The sequence below is a fragment of the uncultured Pseudoteredinibacter sp. genome (assembly GCF_947500695.1).
In the GTDB taxonomy this organism is placed as follows: domain Bacteria; phylum Pseudomonadota; class Gammaproteobacteria; order Pseudomonadales; family Cellvibrionaceae; genus Pseudoteredinibacter.
The window spans coordinates 97034-119261 of record NZ_CANMSS010000009.1; the positions used below are offsets into that span (position 1 = coordinate 97034).

At 45.2% G+C, this 22228-nt stretch carries 21 protein-coding genes; 13 read left to right on the forward strand and 8 right to left on the reverse strand.

The genetic code is table 11. The annotated features are described in order from the left end of the window. Window positions 1-55 precede the first annotated feature (55 nt). From Q1A08_RS15940 to Q1A08_RS15950, 3 genes are all read right to left on the reverse strand, one after another. Window positions 56-1024: an SDR family oxidoreductase gene (locus tag Q1A08_RS15940; protein WP_299774698.1), complete on the reverse strand. Its 969-nt coding sequence runs from the start codon at window positions 1022-1024 to the stop codon at window positions 56-58. Between the two features lie 141 nt (window positions 1025-1165). Next, window positions 1166-1876 carry an RDD family protein gene (locus Q1A08_RS15945; protein ID WP_299774700.1) on the reverse strand — a complete coding sequence of 237 codons (711 nt, stop codon included), beginning with the start codon at window positions 1874-1876 and terminating at the stop codon, window positions 1166-1168. Between the two features lie 126 nt (window positions 1877-2002). Then, window positions 2003-3382 (reverse strand): DEAD/DEAH box helicase, encoded by a 1380-nt coding sequence (locus Q1A08_RS15950; RefSeq protein ID WP_299774702.1) that lies wholly within the window; start codon window positions 3380-3382, stop codon window positions 2003-2005. 381 nt (window positions 3383-3763) lie between these two features. On the opposite strand from Q1A08_RS15950, the gene Q1A08_RS15955 reads away from it, so the two are divergent. Continuing rightward, window positions 3764-5986 carry a hypothetical protein gene (locus Q1A08_RS15955; protein WP_299774704.1) on the forward strand — a complete coding sequence of 741 codons (2223 nt, stop codon included), beginning with the start codon at window positions 3764-3766 and terminating at the stop codon, window positions 5984-5986. Between the two features lie 51 nt (window positions 5987-6037). Further along, window positions 6038-6703 carry a hypothetical protein gene (locus Q1A08_RS15960; protein ID WP_299774706.1) on the forward strand — a complete coding sequence of 222 codons (666 nt, stop codon included), beginning with the start codon at window positions 6038-6040 and terminating at the stop codon, window positions 6701-6703. 56 nt (window positions 6704-6759) lie between these two features. Here Q1A08_RS15960 and Q1A08_RS15965 read toward each other — a convergent pair whose 3' ends face one another. After that, complete coding sequence (locus tag Q1A08_RS15965) at window positions 6760-7248, reverse strand: DUF2147 domain-containing protein (protein ID WP_299774708.1); 489 nt, start codon at window positions 7246-7248, stop codon at window positions 6760-6762. A 314-nt stretch (window positions 7249-7562) separates the two neighbouring features. On the opposite strand from Q1A08_RS15965, the gene Q1A08_RS15970 reads away from it, so the two are divergent. Further along, window positions 7563-7850 (forward strand): putative quinol monooxygenase, encoded by a 288-nt coding sequence (locus tag Q1A08_RS15970; protein WP_299774710.1) that lies wholly within the window; start codon window positions 7563-7565, stop codon window positions 7848-7850. A gap of 17 nt (window positions 7851-7867) precedes the next feature. Here Q1A08_RS15970 and Q1A08_RS15975 read toward each other — a convergent pair whose 3' ends face one another. Continuing rightward, window positions 7868-8857, reverse strand: coding sequence for an AraC family transcriptional regulator (locus Q1A08_RS15975; protein WP_299774712.1), 990 nt, complete (start codon window positions 8855-8857; stop codon window positions 7868-7870). A 134-nt stretch (window positions 8858-8991) separates the two neighbouring features. On the opposite strand from Q1A08_RS15975, the gene Q1A08_RS15980 reads away from it, so the two are divergent. Then, on the forward strand, window positions 8992-10203 hold the full coding sequence (locus Q1A08_RS15980; RefSeq protein ID WP_299774714.1) for a serine hydrolase: 1212 nt from the start codon (window positions 8992-8994) through the stop codon (window positions 10201-10203). 28 nt (window positions 10204-10231) lie between these two features. Here the strand turns inward: Q1A08_RS15980 and Q1A08_RS15985 are convergent, their stop codons facing one another. After that, a complete protein-coding gene (locus Q1A08_RS15985; protein WP_299774716.1) occupies window positions 10232-11038 on the reverse strand; it encodes an alpha/beta hydrolase in 807 nt (268 codons plus the stop codon). Window position 11039: 1 nt separating this feature from the next. After that, window positions 11040-11375: a 5-carboxymethyl-2-hydroxymuconate Delta-isomerase gene (locus Q1A08_RS15990; RefSeq protein ID WP_299774718.1), complete on the reverse strand. Its 336-nt coding sequence runs from the start codon at window positions 11373-11375 to the stop codon at window positions 11040-11042. Window positions 11376-11570: 195 nt separating this feature from the next. On the opposite strand from Q1A08_RS15990, the gene Q1A08_RS15995 reads away from it, so the two are divergent. From Q1A08_RS15995 to Q1A08_RS16020, 6 genes are all read left to right on the forward strand, one after another. Next, on the forward strand, window positions 11571-12242 hold the full coding sequence (locus Q1A08_RS15995) for a nitroreductase (protein WP_299774720.1): 672 nt from the start codon (window positions 11571-11573) through the stop codon (window positions 12240-12242). 357 nt (window positions 12243-12599) lie between these two features. Next, entirely contained in the window at window positions 12600-13124 is a 525-nt protein-coding gene (locus Q1A08_RS16000; RefSeq protein WP_299774722.1) for a DUF6817 domain-containing protein, read from the forward strand. A gap of 74 nt (window positions 13125-13198) precedes the next feature. Further along, window positions 13199-13834: a heme-binding protein gene (locus Q1A08_RS16005; RefSeq protein WP_299774724.1), complete on the forward strand. Its 636-nt coding sequence runs from the start codon at window positions 13199-13201 to the stop codon at window positions 13832-13834. A gap of 195 nt (window positions 13835-14029) precedes the next feature. Next, on the forward strand, window positions 14030-14422 hold the full coding sequence (locus tag Q1A08_RS16010; protein WP_299774726.1) for a hypothetical protein: 393 nt from the start codon (window positions 14030-14032) through the stop codon (window positions 14420-14422). A 12-nt stretch (window positions 14423-14434) separates the two neighbouring features. Further along, a complete protein-coding gene (locus Q1A08_RS16015) occupies window positions 14435-15808 on the forward strand; it encodes a class II fumarate hydratase (protein ID WP_299774728.1) in 1374 nt (457 codons plus the stop codon). A 60-nt stretch (window positions 15809-15868) separates the two neighbouring features. Beyond that, on the forward strand, window positions 15869-16687 hold the full coding sequence (locus Q1A08_RS16020; protein ID WP_299774730.1) for a class I SAM-dependent methyltransferase: 819 nt from the start codon (window positions 15869-15871) through the stop codon (window positions 16685-16687). Window positions 16688-16730: 43 nt separating this feature from the next. Here Q1A08_RS16020 and Q1A08_RS16025 read toward each other — a convergent pair whose 3' ends face one another. Further along, complete coding sequence (locus Q1A08_RS16025; RefSeq protein ID WP_299774732.1) at window positions 16731-17807, reverse strand: AraC family transcriptional regulator; 1077 nt, start codon at window positions 17805-17807, stop codon at window positions 16731-16733. 160 nt (window positions 17808-17967) lie between these two features. Here Q1A08_RS16025 and Q1A08_RS16030 point away from each other — a divergent pair, with 160 nt between their 5' ends. The 3 genes from Q1A08_RS16030 (at window position 17968) to Q1A08_RS16040 (ending at window position 22195) form a co-directional block, all read left to right on the forward strand. Then, on the forward strand, window positions 17968-20028 hold the full coding sequence (locus tag Q1A08_RS16030; RefSeq protein WP_299774734.1) for a TonB-dependent receptor: 2061 nt from the start codon (window positions 17968-17970) through the stop codon (window positions 20026-20028). Between the two features lie 294 nt (window positions 20029-20322). Continuing rightward, a complete protein-coding gene (locus Q1A08_RS16035) occupies window positions 20323-20622 on the forward strand; it encodes a hypothetical protein (RefSeq protein WP_299774736.1) in 300 nt (99 codons plus the stop codon). 34 nt (window positions 20623-20656) lie between these two features. After that, a complete protein-coding gene (locus Q1A08_RS16040; RefSeq protein WP_299774738.1) occupies window positions 20657-22195 on the forward strand; it encodes a PepSY-associated TM helix domain-containing protein in 1539 nt (512 codons plus the stop codon). Window positions 22196-22228: the final 33 nt, after the last annotated feature.

The window sequence follows — 22228 nt, forward strand, 5'->3', positions numbered from 1 at the left end:
TGGTTGGCGGAAAATGCTTGGCGGCATATGTACCGCCAAGCAGCTATTCAGCCAGTTACTTTTTCTGGTTTTTGCCTAATTCTTCATCCAACAACTTAATTAACTGGTCGCGAGACAATTCATGTTTTTGCTGAGCGTTTAGCTCAAGCATTTTGCTAAGCTGACGCCTAAGAGTAATCTCGGCTTGCGCGGGCGTAGCCGTTACCATATAGCGAATCTTTGGATTTTCTGATTGCATAAGTTGTAAGGCCGCCTCGGCAACATCAATTGGATCCGGACCTTTTTCGGTTTGATCTAAACGTCCTAACAAATGGCTGCGCGCTTTGCCATAACGCGTAGTCGCTGGCCAGTAGTCCATATCGAGCAGGCGTTTTTTTGCAGCATTACCAATGTTAGTGCCGTAATTACCGGGCTCGATCACATGCACACTAACGCCAAAGCCCGCCATCTCTTGGGCAAAGGCATCGGTGTAAGCTTCGATGGCGTGCTTACTCATGCTGTACGCTCCCATAAACTGAGGTGACAGAATACCCGCTATAGAGCCTGTGGTAGCAATACGCCCTTTGCTTTGCATAATTAATGGGGCAAAGGCCTGGCTTACACGCATTGGCCCGTAAACATTAACATCCATCTGATACTTTACCTGCTCTACGGGCAGCTCCAACATTGGACCGAAAATCGAAACGCCGGCATTATTAATCAAACCATATAGGCCCTTACCTTCGCCCTCCACGACTTTTACAGCGGCATCAATTTGCGCTTGATTACGCACATCAAACTGAACGGCCTTAACGTTTTCCAGCTTATCTAGTGCTGCCATCTCTTCTTTATGCAACACCCCAGCATAAATGTAAAAACCGTTTTGGGATAACAATTTGGTCATGCTAAGCCCTATACCAGAGCTAGCCCCTGTTATCAAAATGGCTTTTTGGGATTGTTTGCTATCATCAGCATTGGCGAACTGAAAAGAGGTAAAGCAGGCAAGAAGCAATACATAAAACAGGGTTTTTAAGTGGGTCATCATTAAGCTCCGTTAGGCGTAGACTCAGATTTACAAGCTTAATCAGATAGCCAGGAAGCTGATAGGGCTAAAAGTGAAATTTTGTGGCTACCAAGCCCCTCTTTCGAGACATACAACCCATACAAGACAACAGGACTAAGAGTGCTAACTGGAACCTTCTTCTGTTTTTAAAGCACGCTTTCTGCACCCCCACAATCGGGCCTGCCAAGCAAGTGCAATAATCACAAACACACTAATGTAAAACAATACACTAAGGCCAATATTGATTACGCCATCGATATCACTGCAGCTATAGCCTTCAAAGCAAGATTCTGACATTAGTAGCGCCGACAATATGGCAACCGCAACAATGCTAATTAGTAGGTACAGAAATATAATGAAAACCCTACGAATGACTGATGGGTAGCGGTAATTATCTGTATCCTTTACGCGCGCTTTTAATCGCTCAGTAACAGGAGCGCTTTCAGGGCTCTTATGCACCACAATACTACGACAGATAAAATCATGAACACCTTGGTGACGCTTACTAGCAGAAACCGTTGCCAATGAAAGAATGCCCAAAGGAAGCTTTAATAAGGTTCGAATAGTACTCAGAAAGATATTTAACTTCTTATCACTATCAATACGACGGACGCGAATTCCACAGAGATGCTGACCAACTGTCGAGCCTGTCAGACTTAGCAGCAACGGCTCTATCGAGGCAACAACAAAAAGTATCAATAAAGATTCCAATTTGCTGTTATTGATACCCAACTTGGAGATTACAAAAATAGCCAGAAACAACCAAAAAGCTATCAACAGGCCATCAATCATCAGGGCCTTTATGCGTCGTGAAAGCGGTGCAAAATAATCCATAGTTTTGCTTACATCCTTTTAAACACAGGGCTTCGCCATTGTGCTGCAAGTTATGAATTTAGCTTAACAAGGCCTTATGCTAGGGGCAAACTTAATTCGCCCCCCCAACTAAGAGCCGAATAATCACTACTTTAGCCAAGGGTTAAATGGCTTTTTAGATTTAGGTTTTTTAGAATCATATGTTCTAGAGCTCGGCTCACCTTGATGAGACGTTTCAGTAGATGAGCTTTTAGACCATGCATTTTGGCTGCTTTTATTTCGCCCCTTACTAGCGGGTTTGAAATCAGCGCCCTGTTTACCGGCACGATCTTTTTTGGGTTTAGCCTTGGGTTTATTTTTCGGCTGATAATTGAGTATCGAAATTGGCACTTCTTTTCGAGGCGTGAAGCCTTCTATTTCACGACGCTCGATAATGTGTCCTAAACGGCTTTCGATAGCGCATAAGTTTTTAAAATCATCTAGTGACAATAAGCTAACGGCCTCACCCTTGGCCCCTGCTCGTCCTGTACGGCCGATTCTATGGATGAACTCATCACTATCAAAAGGTAGGTCGTAATTGATCACTCTAGGTAGAGCTTCGATGTCCAAACCGCGTGCAGCAATACCGGTGGCGATTAAAAATGGCAGCTTGCCAGCTTTAAACTCTTCTAAGGCACGTTCACGAGAGGCTTGGCTTTTACCACTATGAAAAGCTTCGGCCTCAATACCACGTTTACCCAATTGCTCAGCTAGCTTGGCCGCGCCATGTTTCGTTTCGATAAAAATTAAACCCTGCTGCCAATCGTTTTCTTTAATCAGATGGCTTAGCAATGTCGACTTGGTATCTTTATCAACAGCGACCAACCATTGCTCTACCGTGTCGGCACCGCGATGCTGGGCATCAATACTGATATCCTTGGGCCGGTACATCGTCGATTTGGCCAACTGGCGCACAGGCGGTGGCATGGTGGCCGAAAACAGCAAACTCTGTCGGTCTTCTGGCGTGCGTTCGATGATTCTATTAATGTCATCGATAAAGCCCATATCCAACATCTTATCGGCTTCGTCGATCACCAATGCTTCAAGCTCATCCAGATACAGCGCACGTTGATGCAGCAGGTCGATCAAGCGCCCAGGAGTGGCCACCAAAAAGTCCACGCCTTTAATTAGGGCCTCTTTTTGCGGGCCTGAATCCACACCACCTACCATCACCATGCTGCTTTGATCGCAATAGCGAGCATACTGCTGGATGTTTTTATGTAGCTGCTCGGCCAGCTCACGAGTGGGGCTCAGTATTAGACAGCGCACCCGCTTTCCACGCATCGGCTCTTTGGCTTGAAAAGCTTCTAATAGCGGCAATACAAAACTCGCCGTTTTACCCGTACCGGTTTGCGCCGTGGCAATTACATCCTCACCTTGCAATACCACCGGTATCGCTCGTGTTTGAATGCTAGTCGGTTTGCTATAGCCAAGATCGCTCAAAGCGCGGCAAATTGGCTCTGAAAGGCCAAGTGAGGTAAACGGCATGAAATTCTCGGTATTTAAATAGAGGTAAAGCTCGGAGGCTAACCAGGCTCTTAAGCAAAGGCCAGCTCTGATTCGAAGGCTGTACTATAGCAGCTATTGGGCATAAACAGCAGGTTAACTTTGTGCAATTTATAACCTATGGGCGGCCAAATAAATAGTGGCTATCCTCCTCATCGAATATTGAAGGTTTCAGTCATGTAAGACCATCACAGTCCCTTAGGCAGTCAGCTACATATTAGCTCGCGCAAACGGTCACCCTGCCCCTACAAAAATTAGCGTACGCGACTTCATTAAATAACATTGAACTGCTTTCCATTTGAATGGCGCCTAAGTTAAGATATTAGAATTAACTATACCTTACATATTCAGAAGGACTTGAGCATGAATAACCCCCTAGGTGTGTTCCTTACATGCTTAGCAAGCATATCGACCCAGGCTGTTGCTGGGCTAGACACGCAGATTTGTAATAATTCAGATTTAAAAGTCAGTTATCAGGAATGTTTTGCCTTAGTAGATATTTACAACAGCACAAACGGACAAACGTGGCACAAACAAGAAAACTGGGGTGACCTGCCGATAGAAAACTGGTTTGGAGTCAAGGTAGAGAACAATAGAGTAGTTAGCATTTCCTTACCCAACAATAATTTGGATGGCAATCTGCCACACTCGATAAATTCGCTCAGTTACTTAAAAACACTGATAGCCGATAATAATAGACTTCAGGGGGTTCTTAGTGAAAACATTGGGTTTATTAGCAATTTAGAACGCGTTTCTCTATCTCACAACATGATTAAGGGTAAATTACCTCGAAGCTTATTTGAGGCCAGCTCACTAAACTATCTAGATCTAAGTAATAACCAGTTAAATCAAGATTTACCGAATTTCAGCAATTCGCCCAAAGCTGCATTGCTAACCCTGAAACTTGCCAACAACCAGATTACGGGAGTACTGCCTGACAGTTTCAGTCAAAGTGCTCGCATTAGTTTTTTGGATCTTAGCAATAACCTACTAAGCGGAGAGATACCCAACAATCTTTGCTCAATGTGCAGTGAGGTCCTACTCGCTCACAATGCATTTAATGGCGAACTACCTGAACACACTGCTGCGGAGTACATGTACTCCATATCTTTACAGAACAATGAGATATACAGCCAAGCAAGTAACCTAAGTAAAGAAATATCGGCCGCGGGTGTACGGATTGATATCTCAGAAAATGAACTATTTGGAAGTTACACTAGTAATTTATCAAATCGAGGAAATAGCAAAAACACTATTGACTATAAAAATCAGCGCAGTCATAGCTTGGATATACGTAGCATCGCCCTCAACGGACCTGGAACTCTAAAGGCTATTAACACAGACTCCCTTAATCGCAGAATCTTTCAACTTATCCCTTTCGAAAACGCGAACTTGACCTCTATCACAGGCTGCAATGGGAAGTTAGAAGGTAACATGTACTTTTTGCCGCAATCTCAGCAATCTTGCTCAGTAGAAGTGAACTTCGATGACTGCCAGGGTCAGTCGTGCATCTTCGATTTCGGGAAAACTGCCAATGTACCTAATGTGTCTTTGGAAACCCCTAAATCAAATCGTTTAATCTCTGGAGTAGTTCAGTTACGAGGTTGGTTCAAGGATGAGCAACAAGCTCTGAAGTCGGCCAAGAAACCTGCTATCTATGCAAAAATTGATGACGCAGCACCAATTGAGATAAACATCGGAAATCTTCGGTCCGATGTCTACAAGGCAATGAAGATCAATAACTCTACAACGCCGATTGGTTGGAATCTTTTGTTTTATTCGGGCAATCTAAGCAATGGACAACACGAGCTGGAAATTTACAGTGAAGATGGGGTTCTTATCAACAAAGAAACATTTACTGCCTTTACCATTCAAAGCTCTACAGAACAGTCTGAAAAGCAGTATATCAACCAATCTTACCCACATGTGACGGTAAATGATTTTCCATATGCTAATTCGAGCGTAGAGCTAGCTTTTAACACCGCCGAACAGAATTTCTCCATCATTAGTCAAATAGATGCTAGCGGAAAGCAAACTCGATCAAAGCGCCAATGGTTTAGCGGAAGCCCCAAAAGCATTAATAATGGAAGCCTCATCAACGGAACACCTGCAATTAAAATCGAATATCCGAATAAAAACCAAGATGCAACAGGCGTTATATCTATTCGTGGCTGGCACTACAATACAGAAAGCGCTTCAGAAGATATTGAGCTATTTATTAAAATTGATGATGAAGCTCCCATCCCTACAAGCCGCGTAAGCAGGCCTGATGTCCTTGCAGCCCTCAACAAAGATCAAAGCTCTCAGCGGGTTGGCTGGAGCACGCTTTTTTACTCCGGCAATCTTGGCAATGGCCTGCATCGCATAAGGCTGTTGAAGAAATCAGGCTCCCAATATGAAGTTTTAGCAGAAGATTCGTTCACCTCTTTTACCGCCAACAATAAAAGCGGAGAAATTCAGTACTTTAGTGATTTGAAAAAAGAAATAGAAGTCGACGACTTCCCTTTTTCAGGAAGCACCGCCACCCTTTCTTTTGACACTGCTGGTCAGAATTTTTCAATTGTGAAACAAAAACTGACTAACTAAAAAAGCCATTATCAGACTAGGCGTCACTAAATAAATCAGATGGAAACTACTATGATACGGACCTTATTATTTTTATCGCTTATGATTTCATATTCTAGCTGGGCTAGCTCTTTGCTAAATATCAATAGCGATACGGGCGACTATATTGGCCAGGGGAAAAAATTTCAAATCTCTAGCACACAAGCTGAATTTGTTTATCGTGGAAACTCTGACGGGGGAATTTCTTTATCCATAAACAACCCCCCTAGAGAACTAGGGCTTTGGTGGAATTTTGACATTGCCCCACCTAGTGGCGAGACTCTTAAAGTCGGACATTACCCAAATGCTACCCGATACCCATTTCAAGAAAGTACTGAAGCTGGCCTGAGCTTCACAGGTGACGGACGCGGCTGCAATAGGTCAACAGGGAACTTTACAGTTACTAAACTTAGTTATAATTTTGATGGCTCACTGCGTGAATTAGATGTGGACTTTGTTCAGCATTGCGAAGGAGGAACATCAGCTCTAAGGGGGTCACTAAAGTTTGCCGAGGGCCAATCCATTGTAGGAAGCACCGTATTAGGAATTAACCCAATATCAGTAATGTGCATCAATAAAACAACTGGTCAAAGCGTACGCGGTGCAACTGATACCCTTAGTAACGACTGCTCCTCACTCGGCCTAGATGTGGAAAAGGGCCACATTGTAGTAATTAAATTGGTGGGGCAAGCAGAATAGCCCCACCCAAGTGCTGGGGTTGAACCTAATAGTTATTGGCTAGCCATAAATAGCAGCTATTCTTTACTCTGTATAGGCTTCGAGGTTCGACTCCAAGTTTCACTATCGCATAAAAACGCAATACATCCACCCAGCTTAATTTTGTCAGCCGACTTTAGCTCAACCTTGGCCTTATAAGATTTGCCGGATTTAGGGTCATATATGCTGCCACCAGACCATTTGCCTGCTTTTTTAAAAGCGACGCCATCAACAAATACCAAACCCGTAAGCGTTCGCTGCTGTAACTGAGCATCTGTGTTATTGCTATCTAGTAACGTGCCATCTGGGTCATCTTTAATCCACAGTAACTTTGCGCAAAGGCTTTGGCGATCTTGATCGCATGGATAGATTTGCGCTATCGCGCCTTTATCAGCCGCTTCCCAGTAGCCCCAAGGGTCTGTGGCGGCGAGCGACAAAGAAGAAGCGAAACCACATGCGGCACTAAACAACACTACGCTTGTTTTTAAACACAAGCCCAAAAAGCAATCCCTTGATTCTCTATACATGATTAACCCTTATTCATATTTGCCGAAATAACGATACCTGAAGTACTTATACCTGAGGTTCCATCAGAAGTTCCGATAGCCTGCGTTCTAAAAACAGCCCACGTTCCAATAACAGCCAAGCTGCAAGAACAGTATGCATATAGCCTATCGCAAGCTAAATCGTTCAATGTTGAGCAATACCACACTTCCAACACTGCAAAAGAGCCTGCCAGAGGCAGGAGTGAGGCAAGCTAATATCAATCCGCACTTGCCTTTGATGCGTCCAAATAATATTATCGATCGATCGTTCACTCAACAAATTAAGCAAGCAGTAAATGTCAGAAGTTAACCTTTTAGTCCGCGTCAGCGCCCATGAAGAAAGTATTGATGCTTTAAAAACCGAGATGCATAAAGCCCAAGAGATTACTCGCCAAGAGCCTGGCTGCCTGCGTTATCAGTTCTATCAAGATCGCAAGGCTCCCGCTATGTTCTATGTGCAGGAATGCTACCAAGATAAAGACGCCCTCTTGGCTCACGCCAATTCAGAACATATGGCGGCCTATTTAGCGGCTACCAAGGATATGGTCAAATCCGTAGATATGCATAAAGTAGACCCGATATAGCGCCCGCTAAAAAGAGATCAGTCAGCTAAGGATTGCAATGCCTTTTGGTAGGCTTTTGGTGTGGTGCCGAAACGTCGCTTGAAGGCTGCAACAAAATTACCGGCGTGCTCATAGCCTATAGATTCTGCAATCTGAGTTACAGAAAGATCGCCAATATGAAGCTGCTGCTGAGCCTTTTGCATGCGTAGCGATAAGAGGTAGTCACTCATAGAGCAGCCGACTACGGCTTTAAAACAGTTTTTTAAACGAGTTTTACCAATGCCTAAGCGCTTTACTAACTCATCTTGTGTTGGTGGAGTTTGCATTTCTAACTGCAAAATATCTTGGGCTTCACGTATCTGCTCTAGCTCCCTAGGCGAAACCTGCTTACATTGCTCTTGCAATTCTTGCCGCCCTATTTCATCGATGGCATAACATAGCAGCTCTGTTGATTTAGCCTGCAAGAAAGCCATATTCCATGGTCCTCTTTCCTTTTGCTCAAACAAGGTCTTCGCAGCCGCAAGCATTTGGGTTCCCATGGCATAACTGCTTACATAACGGTCTTCTCCTGCAGTAGCTTGCAAGATGTCTTGGGGCAGTTGTTCGTTATCTATAGCAAAGGGCATATCATTAAAGACGCTAGGCGGACAGACCAACATCAGCATCTGATAAGGCTGCCCAGCATCGGCTTGGTCGGTGATTTTCTCGCCGTCTCCACCATAGCCCATAAGAAAGTGTCCTGGGCCCAAGCGCACATCCACACCTTCTGCTTGCAGCACATTCTCACCGGCTGCTTTAAAACAAAACACCAACTGCTCTTGAGGTATGCTGATAGCCGCGGCTTCCCCACTGCAACTTTTTAAATCTAAAACTCGCAGTAAAATTTGCCCCGGTAGCTGGTACAGCGCTTCATAGCCCACTTCATTGTGGGTATCGTGCTCAATATAATGATTAGCATCTCGCTGTTGATATCGACTTGGATCTGAAAAGGGTAGATTTTGAGAGCGCCGTTCTTTCTTATCTGTCATCGAGTCTTCCATACGACCATTCGCATAACTTTTATGGCCGAGCCCATAAATTTTGCTCGGCCATTTTTGCTACATTAAACCTTAGCCAAGTAAATGATCAAGCCCAATGGGCTAAATGCAGTATGGATAAGACTATGAAAAAACCATTGATTATAGGCCTTAGCGTTACCTTGCTGGTGCTAATAGCAACCGGACTATATTTTAAACGCGATATACAACGTGCTCATTTTGTAGCGTCGTTATTTAATGGCCAAGAGCAATATCAAACCTTTGGCCGCCTAGCAGAAATATTCCCTGTTAGTACCATGAGCCCCTCCCCCTCTCCTTATACTATTGCTCAAGGCACAGAGATCACTTTACCGAAGCATTTTAGTTACGATGGCACACGCTATTCCAGCGAGCAGTTTATCAGCGATACTGACACCTCTGCCTTACTGGTGATTCATCAAGGCAAGATTCGCTTTGAACGATACTGGCTAAGCGGCGGCCCAGACGTTAACTGGCTATCCATGTCCGTCGCAAAGAGTTTTATCGCCACCGGTATTGGCATAGCTGTTGGCGAAGGTTTTATCGATGTGCAAAAACCCATTATTGACTACCTGCCTAGTCTCAAAGATTCGGCTTATGATCAAGCCACGGTTGAGCATGTGTTGCAAATGTCTTCTGGCGCCGCTTGGAATGAAGACTACAGCAACCCTGATTCGGATGTATTGCGCTTAGGTAGAATCATGGCCATGGGTGGCTCACTCGATGAATTTGTACCCAGCCTGATCAGCGAAAACACGCCAGGCACCGTGAATCACTATAATTCCGCCGACACTCAAGCTTTGGGAATGCTTTTGGCCGCGGCAACAGGTCGATCTGTAACAGATTACTTACAGGAAAAGGTGTGGCATCCATTGGGCATGAATTCACCGGGCTATTGGCTAATCGATGACTTCAATGTTGAAATGGCCTTCGGCGGACTAAATGCCACCGCCAGGGATTATGCCAAACTGGGTGAGCTCTATCGTTTAAATGGCCTATGGCAAGGTAAGCAACTTTTAAGTCCACAGTGGATCGAAAAATCCACCACAGTACAAGCCCCCCACTTGCGTCCAGGTATTCATGAATTGTTTCCGCTAGGTTATGGCTACCAATGGTGGATACCTGAGGGCGAAGAAGGTGAATACTCTGCCATCGGGGTCTACAACCAATTTATTTATGTAAACCCTAGCCGTGATTTAGTCATCGTAAAGCTATCGGCGAATTCCGAGTATGGCACTACTGAAGGTGAAGCCAGCAATAAAGAGATGGCGACTTTTGAGCTGCTGCGTGCGATAGCCCAACAGTTTCCAGCACATTAACGCTAACCACAACCTCAAAAGAGAGCCCCTAATGAGGAGTTCTCTCGATCAAACGCTGCAGTGCATGAATCACCATTTCAGGTTCATCGAACTGCGGATAATGATAACTCTTGTTAGTTAGCACGACCTGCCCTCGGGGAAAGGATTCGGCCCATTGTGTATGCAGCTTTCCCCACTTCTCTCGCCCTTCATCGCTAAAGAATAATGCCGCTGGGTTTTTATATCGCTTGACCGAAGCAATAACCGTCACAGGAACATCTGGAATCTCGGGGTAATCAGGTAAAGGACGTTTAGCCCAAAAGTCGAGATACTGATTCGACATCCCATTGGCCATATCATCAAGTTTGATTTGCGCGATTTCTTTCTCAGCTTGAGCAAGGTCTATTTCACGCATTATATCTACATCATGTTCTGAGGCTGGTTCAATCAACATCAGCGCAGAGATTTTATCGGGATAGGCTGCAGCAAAGACTCTTGCAATATAGGCTCCATATGAATGTGCCACGTATATCACGGGTTCGTCGACTTTCAATTCTTTGAGCAATAACAATGCCTCTTGGGCATACTCTTCTGAGCTATAATTTTTGCGTAATTTTTGTGAGTTGCCATTACCAAGTCGAGAATATCGTATGACGGTTCCCAGCTTTGAAAAACCTTCAACAACTGGGTCCCAATCACTTAAACCCGCAGAACCACCCGCCTCAAGAAAAATCACCGGCTGCCCCTGGCCAATAATTTCATACTCTATGTTCAGGCCTTTCACCTTAGCTAAACCCAGCTCAGCATGAGCAAAGGCGGAGCACCCTAGCAGTAGAATAAACAGACACAAACGCATACTAGTTTTCCAGTTTCGCATAGCTCGGTGTATCTATATCAACCACCTCCACCGTAAAAGAGCAATTTTTAATTGCTAGGCCTTGCAGGCCACCTAAAACTATCTTGGCCAATTCAGTTTTTTGCTCAGTGCTGCGCCCTGATAGAATCTTCAAAACAACATGTACAAAACCCCTCGAGCTATTGCCTACTTTATAGCCACTGTATTTAGCCGCCCGAAGCTTTACATCATCTCCATTTTTTGAAAATAGGCCTGAAGCGACAACAGTATTGAATACCGACTCTATAAGTGGCTCAGCGCTAAGGTTTTCAGAATGTTCAATAATGCAGTGGGGCATTTTTATCTCCAGTGGCAAGGTACTTTGCAGTTGCAAAGTGATTAGACAAAGTCTCTGCGAGCGAATAAGGGAGTATAACAAATACTGCTCTTGCGCATCGCATCTGACACATTAACTGTTCCAAACCACCCTTTACAGCCCGCCTTCGTCCTAGGAACATGAAGGTATCACACACTCTATTGGCACAGGATTTTTATGGATACTATCGACGCAATTAAAACTCGCATTTCTACACGTGCTTTTCTTGATACTCCGATCAGCCAGGCCGAAGTGGAAGAGATACTAGATATTGCGCGCTTCTCGCCTTCCAGCTCAAACCTTCAGCCATGGGGCACTGTGGTTCTCGCTGGCGACTCCCGCAAAGCGGCTACCGACTTAGCCCTAAATACACTAATGAAAAACCCTGCCGGCGAAGCCGATGAGTTTCCGGTTTATCCTGAAAATCTGCCGCAAAAATATCAAGATCGCAGCGCTGGTGTGGGCAAGGCTATGTATGAACTTATGGGTATAGAAAGACAAGACGAAGCTGCCCGCCAAGCTTGGGCTGTCGATAACTTTAATTTCTACGGAGCACCAGTAGCTATCTTCTTTACCATTGACCGTGTTCACGGCCGCAACCAATGGGCATCGCTTGGTATGTTTATGCAGACAGTTTGCCTAGTCGCCCACGCCAAGGGATACGGAACTTGTATGCAGGAGATCTGGGCAATGGTTCGCAACTCTTTACACAGCCATTTACAGCTAGATGACAAAGACGTGATATACGCCGGACTCGCACTAGGACACCCAGACAAGAGCAAAGCTGTTAACAGCTTGCGTACAGAGCGCGAAGCGGTATCAAGCTTCTCTCAATTTATTGGTTTTTAGTGCTTATAGCCCAGTTATAACAGGATTTAGCTGGGCTATTTTCATATGCAGTTCTTTGTAATATTGAAATCACACTTTCGAAAAGTACTTTCCCCAATAGTGATCATTCCACTGCAGCAGTACTGATCTTCTATAATTAAAACTCTGTACTGGAATGACAGTGATTCCGCCTCAATTACACCGTAAAATTTTCATTTTCTAACACATTACGTAAAGATCAACCCGCTACTTCAGCTTGAGACGACGGACAAAATGCGAGATATTGGCAAGAGTAATGAAAATAGTCTGCTGATTTAGTTTTATGCAGGGCTAAAAATAAGCTGAAGCATGACATTTAAGTAAATAGGATTTTCAAGCATGGACAAGCTCCAACAACTTAAAGCGCTAGGTATCGGTGAAATTGCACATCTCAATGGCAGCTTGCTTGACCATCTCAAAGGCACCCAAACACTATTACAAAGTTGGGGTGCCAATCAAACGCTGTGTGAGGCAGGCCTTTTTCATGCTTGTTATGGTACAGACGGTTTCGATGAAGCTATTCTTCAGCTTGAGCAACGCCATAAGGTTGTTCAGGTCATTGGTGAGCCCGCTGAATCACTTCTCTATTTGTACGGCGCCTGTGATCGAGGCTTTCTCTACCCCCAATTTGACGGATCCGATAAATGCCCCCAATACCGTGATCGATTTACCAAAAAGCAGTTCACTCTTAGCGAATATCAATGCCGTTCCTTATGCGAGCTAACGGCCGCCAATGAGCTGGAGCTTTGTTTAGCCAGTACGGATTTTAAAGCCCGCTATGGCAAGCCCTTGCAGAAACTTTTTAAAGCCATGCAAGCTTTTCTCAGCACAGCCAGCCTGAAAACTATCGGCGAGCTGCTTTAATAAAAGCACATTGTAATCTACTGCTGGATATAAGCCGTATCAATTGAGAGCTCTCCAATACCAGGTCGTTGATTATGTACTTTTTGAAAGAAAATCTGACAGCAGCGTTTTCCCCTGCGTTTAGAACAGTCAAGATACTAAAGGCTACTGTCATTTTAAGTAGCAGCCTATTTTTAGCCGCCTGCTCTTTGGTATCAGCTAACACTGAAGAAGCGAGTTATAACTTACTCAAAGCTGACGGCAATATCGAAATCAGAAGCTACCAAAACATCGTATTGGTAAGCACAGCCATGCAAAGCCAGGGCCGTGACAGTGGCGCCTTTATGAGTTTATTTCGCTATATCTCGGGAGGTAATGCTGGAGATGAGAAAATTGCCATGACTGCTCCGGTATTTATGGATACAGAGCGCAAGGAGAAAATGTCCTTTGTACTACCCGCGACATACACCTTCAAAGATGCCCCCAAGCCTAAAGACAAAAGCGTCAATTTAGAGCAATGGCCACAGCGAACCTTTGCGGCAATTCGCTTTAATGGCCTACTCAGCCCCAGCAACATTGCCGAGCATCGCGATAAGCTCACTCAATGGTTGTCGTCAGAAAACATCGAAGTCAGTGGCCCAGCAATAATGGCCGGCTACGATCACCCAATGACCCTGCCTTCGCTACGCCGCAACGAAGTGCTAATTCCCGTTAACTACAGCGCCAATTAGAACGCTTGAGGGGCTAAGCCCCCTCTGTCTGCCCAGTATCTCTCCATCTGCCTACCTTGCCTCTCTTTCTACATGCCTGCTTTCGTATTGCAGCTACCAACGAGCTTAAGCACTCGAAACCCAACAAAGCTATTGCAATTCCCAGCCTCAAACATATAATGATAACCATTCTCATTCGCATTAGATTAAATGCCCATGAACAATCCATTTCAAGACCCAGAGCTCATCGAAATAAGAGCTCTGATTCGCTCAGGGCGAGAGCCTGATAACCCGCAGCTCATTAATCAATGGTTGCATAGGGAATCATGCTGCGCGAATCGGCGAGGTATCAGACCTTGTACCCGCTGCAGTAAAGAGAGACAGCAAAACCACTACGAGCAACAGTTTTACCTTTTGCTCGACACCATTTCGGATGAACTGATTTCGCCTAACTGGCGGCGCTGCTGCCTTGATGCGATCTGGCAGCCCTTGCATGTATTACATCAACTTATCCATAACGAACAAGATCGAAGCCGTTGGTTACAGTTGCGCCAGGAACTATCACTGTGCAGTCACTATGTAGCCCCGGGATTAACTGCAATCAGCTAACTGGAGAAAACCGTGAGCGATATCCGAATTGAAAAAGACAGCATGGGCGAGCTGGAAGTCCCTACAAACGCCCTATACAGTGCTCAAACCCAAAGAGCGATTAATAACTTTCCGATTAGTGGCCAAGCCATGCCGGAAAATTTTATTCGTGCATTGCTGAACGCTAAGGCGGCGGCTGCACTCGCCAATAAAAAGCTTGGTGTTATTAGCGAGAATCACGCCGATGCCATTGTTAAGGCGGCGGACGAACTGCTTGCTAGCACCACATTAATGCAGCACTTCCCTGTCGATATCTTTCAGACAGGCTCCGGCACAAGCTCAAATATGAATGCCAACGAAGTGCTTGCAACGATGGCCAGTAATATCTGCGGCGAGACCGTATCACCCAACGATCATGTTAATTATGGTCAGAGCAGCAACGACATTATTCCGTCGACTATTCACATCAGTGCCGCCGTCAGCTTGAAAAAGGAGTTGTTGCCGGCTTTAGAGCATTTGGCTAACAGCATCCGCCACAAAGCCGAATTAGTTCATGATCATGTTAAGACAGGCCGAACTCACTTAATGGATGCCATGCCAGTGAGAATGAGCCAGAGCTTAAATAGCTGGGCCACACAAATTAAGCAGAATATTACACAGCTCAAAGCTCAACAAAGCGCGATTCAGAGCCTAGCTCAAGGGGGCACTGCAGTCGGAACTGGTATCAATGCTCACCCAGAGTTCGCAGATATGTTTGCCAAGGAACTCAGCGTGCGCCTGGATATGGAGTTTACCCCTGCAGACAACTTTTTCGCTCATATCGGCTCGCAAGATATCGCCGTTGCGCTATCCGGGCAGCTAAAGACCACTGCGGTTTCATTGTTGAAAATTGCCAACGATCTGCGTTGGATGAACTCTGGCCCACTAGCTGGATTGGGCGAAATTGAGCTTGAAGCTTTACAACCTGGCTCTTCTATTATGCCAGGCAAAGTAAACCCCGTTATACCAGAAGCTACTGCAATGGTCGCAGCACAGGTAATCGGCAACGACACAGCCATCACTGTTGCCGGCCAGTCCGGCAATTTTGAGCTAAACGTAATGCTGCCTTTAGTCGCACAAAATCTACTACAAAGCTTAATCCTATTAAGCAACAGTAGCCGCCTACTTGCCGACAAAGCTATCAGCAGTTTCAAGGTAAATGAAGAAAAACTGCAAGAAGCCTTATCGAGAAACCCTATTTTGGTTACCGCCTTAAACCCTATTATTGGCTATTTAAAGGCAGCTGACATTGCCAAACAAGCTTACCAAGAAGGCCGCCCAGTTATCGATGTAGCACAAGAAAATACTGACCTCAGTCGCGAAGAATTGCTAGATCTATTGAACCCAGCAAAACTAACCCTCGCATAAACCTGTGCCCCACCGATAGCTATATCCACACGGTGGGGCACTACTTATCAGGAGTCAAGAATGCATTCTTTAAGCGCCATTCCAAAAACCTTGCTGATACCATTATGGGCAAGAGGACACGCCACTATCAATGATATTGATAGCTGTAAGGACACCTTTGCCGCCAAGCTGGTATTGGACGATAGCATTGACTTTTCTGATCTGGATAAGATGTCACTGAGCTTCCAAAGCATGATGTTTCATGGTGTAGCCACACGTACGCGGTTATTTGATAAGGCCGTAGAAGAATTTATAAATAAGCACGAATACCCACTAATTATTAACTTGGGGTGCGGCTTAGATTATCGCAGCTACCGTTTAGGCGATCACAATGTAAGCTGGTACAACATTGATGTTCGCGATAGCCATTTATTGCGTAAAGAGCTATTAGAAGCACGGGAAAACATTCATGAAATTGAAGGTGGTATCGATGACTTCAGCTGGTTTGACAAGGTAAAAGTACATCCCGAACAGTCTATTTTGCTGATTAGTGAAGGCACTTTTATGTACTTTGAAGAGAAGGTAATTAAAGAGTTTTTTGACGCCTTCATCAATCGTTTCCCCAAACACGAAGCCTGTATCGAAGTAATCGGAGATTTGCTAAAAGATAAGGTACACCCATCTGTGAAAGCCGTCGGCTCTGATAGTCCATTCAAACATGGCTTTCGAGATACGCGCGCTTTTTTTGAAAGTAATGTACCCACAGCTCGCATAAATAATATCGAGAATCTCTATAAAGCCGACAGCAAGCTACCTTGGTGGCTTAAAACCCTTTTTTATATCAAGCCAGAGTTGAAGTTCCGTCTTGGGTCGATTTTGGTGAGCTACCGCCACATCTAGACAAGCACATAAGTATGCGCCCGACTGCTGTGTGCCAGGTATTCTATAACGTACCCATTAAAACTTGTCGTGGAGTTTTACCATAGTAACGCTTAAAAGCCGTAGCGAAATTCGCGGCGCTTTTGTAGCCAGCCAACATACTGGCCTCTTGTACACTGCAATGTCCACGACCTAGCTTATCGTGAGCGACTTCTAAGCGAATCTTTCTAACGTAGTCAAATACACTGCAGTTTTCGACCCTTTGAAATAAGCGCTGCAAACCACTGGCACTGATGCCGGCTTCTTTAGCGATTAGCTCAACGCTCAAATTATGTGAAGGGTCTGCCAAAATAAACTCGCGCGCTCTTTGCAGCCTGATATTGTCATGGCGCCCAAGAGCCGACTCCTGCGAGCTTTCACCCGAAGCTAGAATAAGCGCCGTAAGGGTTTCGCTAACAATATCAATAGTCCTCGCTTCAAGATGTAAATCGATAAGTTCAGGCAAAATCAAAGAAGGACTAAAAATATCTTTGATTAAGTGATTCAGCCGCTGGCTAGGATGCCACTGGCGCGAAGCCATATTTTGCTGCTTTAGCACCTGCTGGAGTTTTGGGCCAAGCCTCTGCTCGAAACCACTACTAGACAACCACTCTGGGCTAGCCGTAACCACTAAATGGCGAACATATTGCGCCTGTTTAGTGATCCGCTTAAAAGACTCGCTCTCTCTTTTTAATACCGCCGTCGCACTAATACCGCCAAGTTCGGCTTTAGGTTTGAGATCAAAATGGCAATTGCCAATCTCAACATCAACGGCCCCGCGCAGGAAGAAAATGCAAGACAAGCCAGGTGCATGGGAAGAATCTGAACAGAATGCATGCTCCTCTTTGGTATTACTACAGCGCAAGTTCAAGCCTTGGCGCAAGTCACTGTTGTAAAACTTCCCGCGAATTAAGGTGTCATCGGGCCCAATATTACTATCCTCAACAGTAATAGAAGCACCACTGCGCTGTTGAAAATCGCGCAACTTGAGATTGACCTCACCGTTAGAGCCACATTCAGAATCTTGGCCAGGCAAAGCTTGCATCCAGCTTGATTCACTCTGCTTTAAATAGCCCGATAAGGATGGCTCACATACTGGCAATGGTCTCTCCCAACAAATTGCTTGCTAAACAAAGATATTTGACGCTCATGCAAAGGCAATGGTCCTTTCGGCAAATTATACTTCCCGCCGCAACATTTATGCAAATACGAATCAGTCGCAATTGATGCTTTTATTCCAATTCAACACAAAGACCCCAGCCATGAGTAAAATCCACGCCCTTAGGACCTTTTCTTCACTCGCCGCACTCAGTTTGAGCTTATCAATCAACACGGCAATGGCTGAGGAGGCCGCCGAACGCCCCACCGAAGGTGAGCGCTGGTTAGAAGAAGTCACCGTGATCGGTGAGAAGAAAGTACGCTCTTTGAAAGAGACCACCTCTTCTGTTTCGGTGATCAGCCAGGAAGAACTAGACAGCATGCGCTACTTTACCGTAAGCGATGCAGTATCTGATGTGGCTAACGTGGTGTCTCTCAGCGGTGCGGTACCAGATATTCGCGGCGTAAAAGGTAATGGTGGCGCAGGTGGTTTTAACTCAATTTCTGGTGGCGCCAAGGCTCGCGTTTCAACCCTTATCGATGGCGTTGCAGAGCCCTTTGTTGCTGACCTAACCGGTGATTCCGGCATTTGGGATGTGGAACAAATCGAGGTCTATCGTGGCCCGCAATCAACCACCAATGGTCGCAACAGTATTGGCGGCTCCATCTATATCAAAACCGCCGACCCCACATTCGATTGGGAAGGCGCCGCTCGTGTAGGTTATCGCAATCAAGAGAACTATGTGGATACCTCAGTCATGCTATCCGGGCCAATCATGGATGATACCTTGGCATTCCGAGTTACCGCCCAGCGTTTAGATGCCGAAACCTTAACCGACCCAGCAGGCTTTGCCAGTAACCCGCCTAGCTACCCTTTAAATGAGATCGATACCACTCGCTTTAAAGGTAAGCTATTGTGGCAAGTGAGTGACGACACCCGCGTTCTGTTGACCCACTCACGTAATAATGAGCAAGGAGATACTGGGCGTATTTATTACACAGCGACCAACCCATGGGCTTATAAACGTACGTTTTTGCGCGATATAGAAACAGATTCCAATACCACCAGCATCAAACTAGATACTCGTATAAGCGATAGCATGAGCTTTGATATCTTGGTGGCCTACATGAATTATGAGTGGGGCTTTGACTCTTACGAGCCCAACCCAGCGCGCGAGCAACAACTTAGCTTCGATCAAAACAGCCTTAGCGTTGATGCCAAACTAAACTTTGGCAACAACAGCGATCATATAAGTGGCTTTATCGGCTTAGCCTACTTTGATCGCGAGCAGGACATTCTGAGTGAAGGTGCCTTTCCATATTTTGGTAAAGACGAAAACGATTCTAAAGCCATCTATGGTGAAGTGGATTTTGCGATTAGCGAACAATTTAGCGTAACGCTAGGCGGTCGTTTTGAGAAGGAATCCCAGCTACGTGACTTCACTTATCTGCCAATCATTGCACAATTAGATGTTGATGAAACTATCTTCTTACCGAAAGTGGCTTTGCAATACGACATCTCAAGCTCAAACGTGTTGTCCTTTAGTGCTCGCCAGGGTTATAACGCCGCAGGCGGCGCCCTCAATTTCTTTGCGCAGGAATACTATTACTACGATAAAGAAACTGTAGACAGTTATGAATTAAGCTGGCGTGTATCAACCGATGATGGACGAGCCAATTTAACCACCAATATCTTCTATAACGATTATGACGGTTATCAAGCACTAAACTCGGCGCGAGCAATCACCAATATGGATAAAACCGTAACCTATGGTGCAGAGTTTGAAGCTTTATTCCGCCCTATCGCCGATCTAGAGCTACGCGCTGGCCTTGGTTTACTAGAGACTGAAATCAAAGACGGTGGCGCCGAATACAGTTCAGTCACAGGCAATGAACTCAATTCTGCTCCCGGTGTGACGGCTAATCTGTCTGCTAAATATTGGTTCTCAGACGAATTTAACGTAGGTGCTTCTTATAAGTATGTTGCCGAATACTTTGGTGACTTAGAAAACAGCTCCGGCCGAGTTGCGGGCGACTATGGCATTGCGCGATTTAGTGCAGACTACCGTTATGAAAACTGGTCAATAGCGGCATTCCTAAACAACGCCTTCGATGAAAAAGCGTTTACTGTGGTGGAACCTATTGGCCGAAGAAACCCCGAAGGCTATGTCGCCATTGTGCAACCTCGCAATGTGGGTGTTTCTGTGACCTATAATTTCAACTAGGCTCAAGTAAATGGATCCTTTTCTCCTCCTTGTTGCTAGCGGGCTTTGCCTGCTAGCGGCTTTTTGTTTTTATTTGGCCAGCCCAAACCAACTTTTACTAAAACACTCCTACTCTTCAAAAATGCTGAACTTAGGGGCTATGGTTATGGCTTTGCTTGCCGTAATTTCCCTAATGCAATTTATGGGCAAACCTGCGGCAATTTTTCTATTCGTCAGTTTGATGATGCTATATCTGAGCCTATTACCCTTGCTTATCGCTATTTTCAAAAAAAACGAGGATCGAAGGAGTTCATGATGAGTGCAGACAACTCAGCCAAACGCTTTCGTTATACCAATAAACAGTGGTTAGCCAAACTGAGTGCCGCCATTATTTTAGGTTTCTTACTGACAGTAGCCATAACCGGGCTATTAATGGATTTAGTGTTTGGGCCAGTATTTATTTTCTCTGTTCAAGGTCAGTTTTTGATGTGGAGCATAGCCCCCATCTGGGTCCTCATTCTAAGTAGCTGTTTTATCTTCCGCAGCGGATTACGTGCTTGGTGTTATCTAACCGCCGCAAATCTAGCTATCTGGCCATTTGTGTGGCCCTGGTAAATATTTATTGCTAAAGCCTGAAAAGACAATAACAATGATTCGAAATGATATCGTTCGCGTATATCGCGAAGTACACAGCTGGGTAGGCATTTTAAGTGGCCTATTCTTATTTATCGCATTTTATGCTGGCGCCCTTTCTATGTTTGAGGAAGAGATACAGCGCTGGGCATCCCCTCCACTGCAAATGGAGTACATAACCCCGATTGAACAAAGCCAGGATTTGATAGATGCTGTAATTCAGAAACATCCAGGGGCCGCCAAGAACTTCAACATAATATTAAACCCCAGCCCCGAGTATCCTGCCAGAATGCACTGGCAAGAGAGAGATCCAGGTGCAGACGATCATGCGCCGGCTGTCAATTATTTTGCTGATTTTGGCCCCGATAAAGAGCTCATTGTTAGCAAAGAAAAAGCCTCAATCGTTGGCCAGCTAATTGACACCATACACCAGCAAGTAGGCATATTGATTGACCATGAACTGGCCATGCCTATAACCGGTATTGTTTCAGCACTTTACGCACTTGCCTTGGTTTCAGGTTTAATTATTTTACTACCCACATTACTGAAAGACCTATTTGCACTGAGGCTGGCTGGAAAGTTCAAGCGAAAATGGCTAGACATTCATAATTTGCTAGGTGTTTTTAGCTTTCCGTTTCACCTAATCATGGCCTTAACGGCGGTGGTATTCGCATTGCATGACTATTTTTATAGTAGTCAGATGGTGACTATCCACAAGGATTCAACAGCACCTAGAACTGGGCCACCCGCTGTTGCCGCACCGTCTTCTGATAGCACCTACTATCCCATTGATCAATTATTGAAGGATCTCGCGGTATCAGCACCCGAGTTTAAACCTGAGATATTAAATTATCGTCAAGGCCGGGGAGAAAAACCCAAGCATATGCTGTTTGTCGCGGGTAAGGACCCGAGACACCATGCAAGCCGACCCCGACATGGTTTAGTGAATTTGAACGCCTTTACTGGAGAGATCCTAGCCACAGATTATATGCCGGGCCGTCAAGAAGCTCTGCAAGCTACAGTAAGCAGTTTTTTTGCTCTGCACTTTGGAAACTATGGGGGCAGTGTTACTCAATGGATTTATCTTGTGCTTGGGTTGGCTGGAGCCATGTTATTTTATAGCGGCAACCTTCTTTGGATCGAGGCCAAACGAAAGCAAAACCGCAACAAATCAGGCTTTCGCTCGGATCAGCTTTTATATCGCCTTAGTATCGGCGTAAGCTTGGGCTGCATCGCAGGTATTTCCAGCATTATTGCTGCCGCCAAACTTTTTCCTACTCACTGGCAATCTCTAGCTTCGGCTTATACCAGCCTTTACTATTTAGTATTTTTCGCATGTATAGGTATCGCACTACTGCCAATTAAACGGGATGCCAGTGGAATTCTTTTAATTATTTGTGCCTTTACCAGTAGCCTCATTCCGCTGAGTAGCGTTCTCGCTCTAAGCGATAATACAGCCTGGAATCATGCTGATAGCACAGTTTTAGTAGATATTCTGGCGCTAGGTTTTGCGTTAATTTTTGCCCATCAAGGATTTAAGCGCAGCGTTCTATAAGCCAGCGTCTCATGATCAATGAGCCCGCCTTGA

Coding starts and splice junctions, on each gene's coding strand:
- Q1A08_RS15940 (WP_299774698.1), bottom strand. CDS start 1,024: ATGATGACCCACTTAAAAACCCTGTTTTATGTATTGCTTCTTGCCTGC.
- Q1A08_RS15945 (WP_299774700.1), bottom strand. CDS start 1,876: ATGGATTATTTTGCACCGCTTTCACGACGCATAAAGGCCCTGATGATT.
- Q1A08_RS15950 (WP_299774702.1), bottom strand. CDS start 3,382: ATGCCGTTTACCTCACTTGGCCTTTCAGAGCCAATTTGCCGCGCTTTG.
- Q1A08_RS15955 (WP_299774704.1), top strand. CDS start 3,764: ATGAATAACCCCCTAGGTGTGTTCCTTACATGCTTAGCAAGCATATCG.
- Q1A08_RS15960 (WP_299774706.1), top strand. CDS start 6,038: ATGATACGGACCTTATTATTTTTATCGCTTATGATTTCATATTCTAGC.
- Q1A08_RS15965 (WP_299774708.1), bottom strand. CDS start 7,248: ATGTATAGAGAATCAAGGGATTGCTTTTTGGGCTTGTGTTTAAAAACA.
- Q1A08_RS15970 (WP_299774710.1), top strand. CDS start 7,563: ATGTCAGAAGTTAACCTTTTAGTCCGCGTCAGCGCCCATGAAGAAAGT.
- Q1A08_RS15975 (WP_299774712.1), bottom strand. CDS start 8,857: ATGACAGATAAGAAAGAACGGCGCTCTCAAAATCTACCCTTTTCAGAT.
- Q1A08_RS15980 (WP_299774714.1), top strand. CDS start 8,992: ATGAAAAAACCATTGATTATAGGCCTTAGCGTTACCTTGCTGGTGCTA.
- Q1A08_RS15985 (WP_299774716.1), bottom strand. CDS start 11,038: ATGCGTTTGTGTCTGTTTATTCTACTGCTAGGGTGCTCCGCCTTTGCT.
- Q1A08_RS15990 (WP_299774718.1), bottom strand. CDS start 11,375: ATGCCCCACTGCATTATTGAACATTCTGAAAACCTTAGCGCTGAGCCA.
- Q1A08_RS15995 (WP_299774720.1), top strand. CDS start 11,571: ATGGATACTATCGACGCAATTAAAACTCGCATTTCTACACGTGCTTTT.
- Q1A08_RS16000 (WP_299774722.1), top strand. CDS start 12,600: ATGGACAAGCTCCAACAACTTAAAGCGCTAGGTATCGGTGAAATTGCA.
- Q1A08_RS16005 (WP_299774724.1), top strand. CDS start 13,199: ATGTACTTTTTGAAAGAAAATCTGACAGCAGCGTTTTCCCCTGCGTTT.
- Q1A08_RS16010 (WP_299774726.1), top strand. CDS start 14,030: ATGAACAATCCATTTCAAGACCCAGAGCTCATCGAAATAAGAGCTCTG.
- Q1A08_RS16020 (WP_299774730.1), top strand. CDS start 15,869: ATGCATTCTTTAAGCGCCATTCCAAAAACCTTGCTGATACCATTATGG.
- Q1A08_RS16030 (WP_299774734.1), top strand. CDS start 17,968: ATGAGTAAAATCCACGCCCTTAGGACCTTTTCTTCACTCGCCGCACTC.
- Q1A08_RS16035 (WP_299774736.1), top strand. CDS start 20,323: ATGAGTGCAGACAACTCAGCCAAACGCTTTCGTTATACCAATAAACAG.
- Q1A08_RS16040 (WP_299774738.1), top strand. CDS start 20,657: ATGATTCGAAATGATATCGTTCGCGTATATCGCGAAGTACACAGCTGG.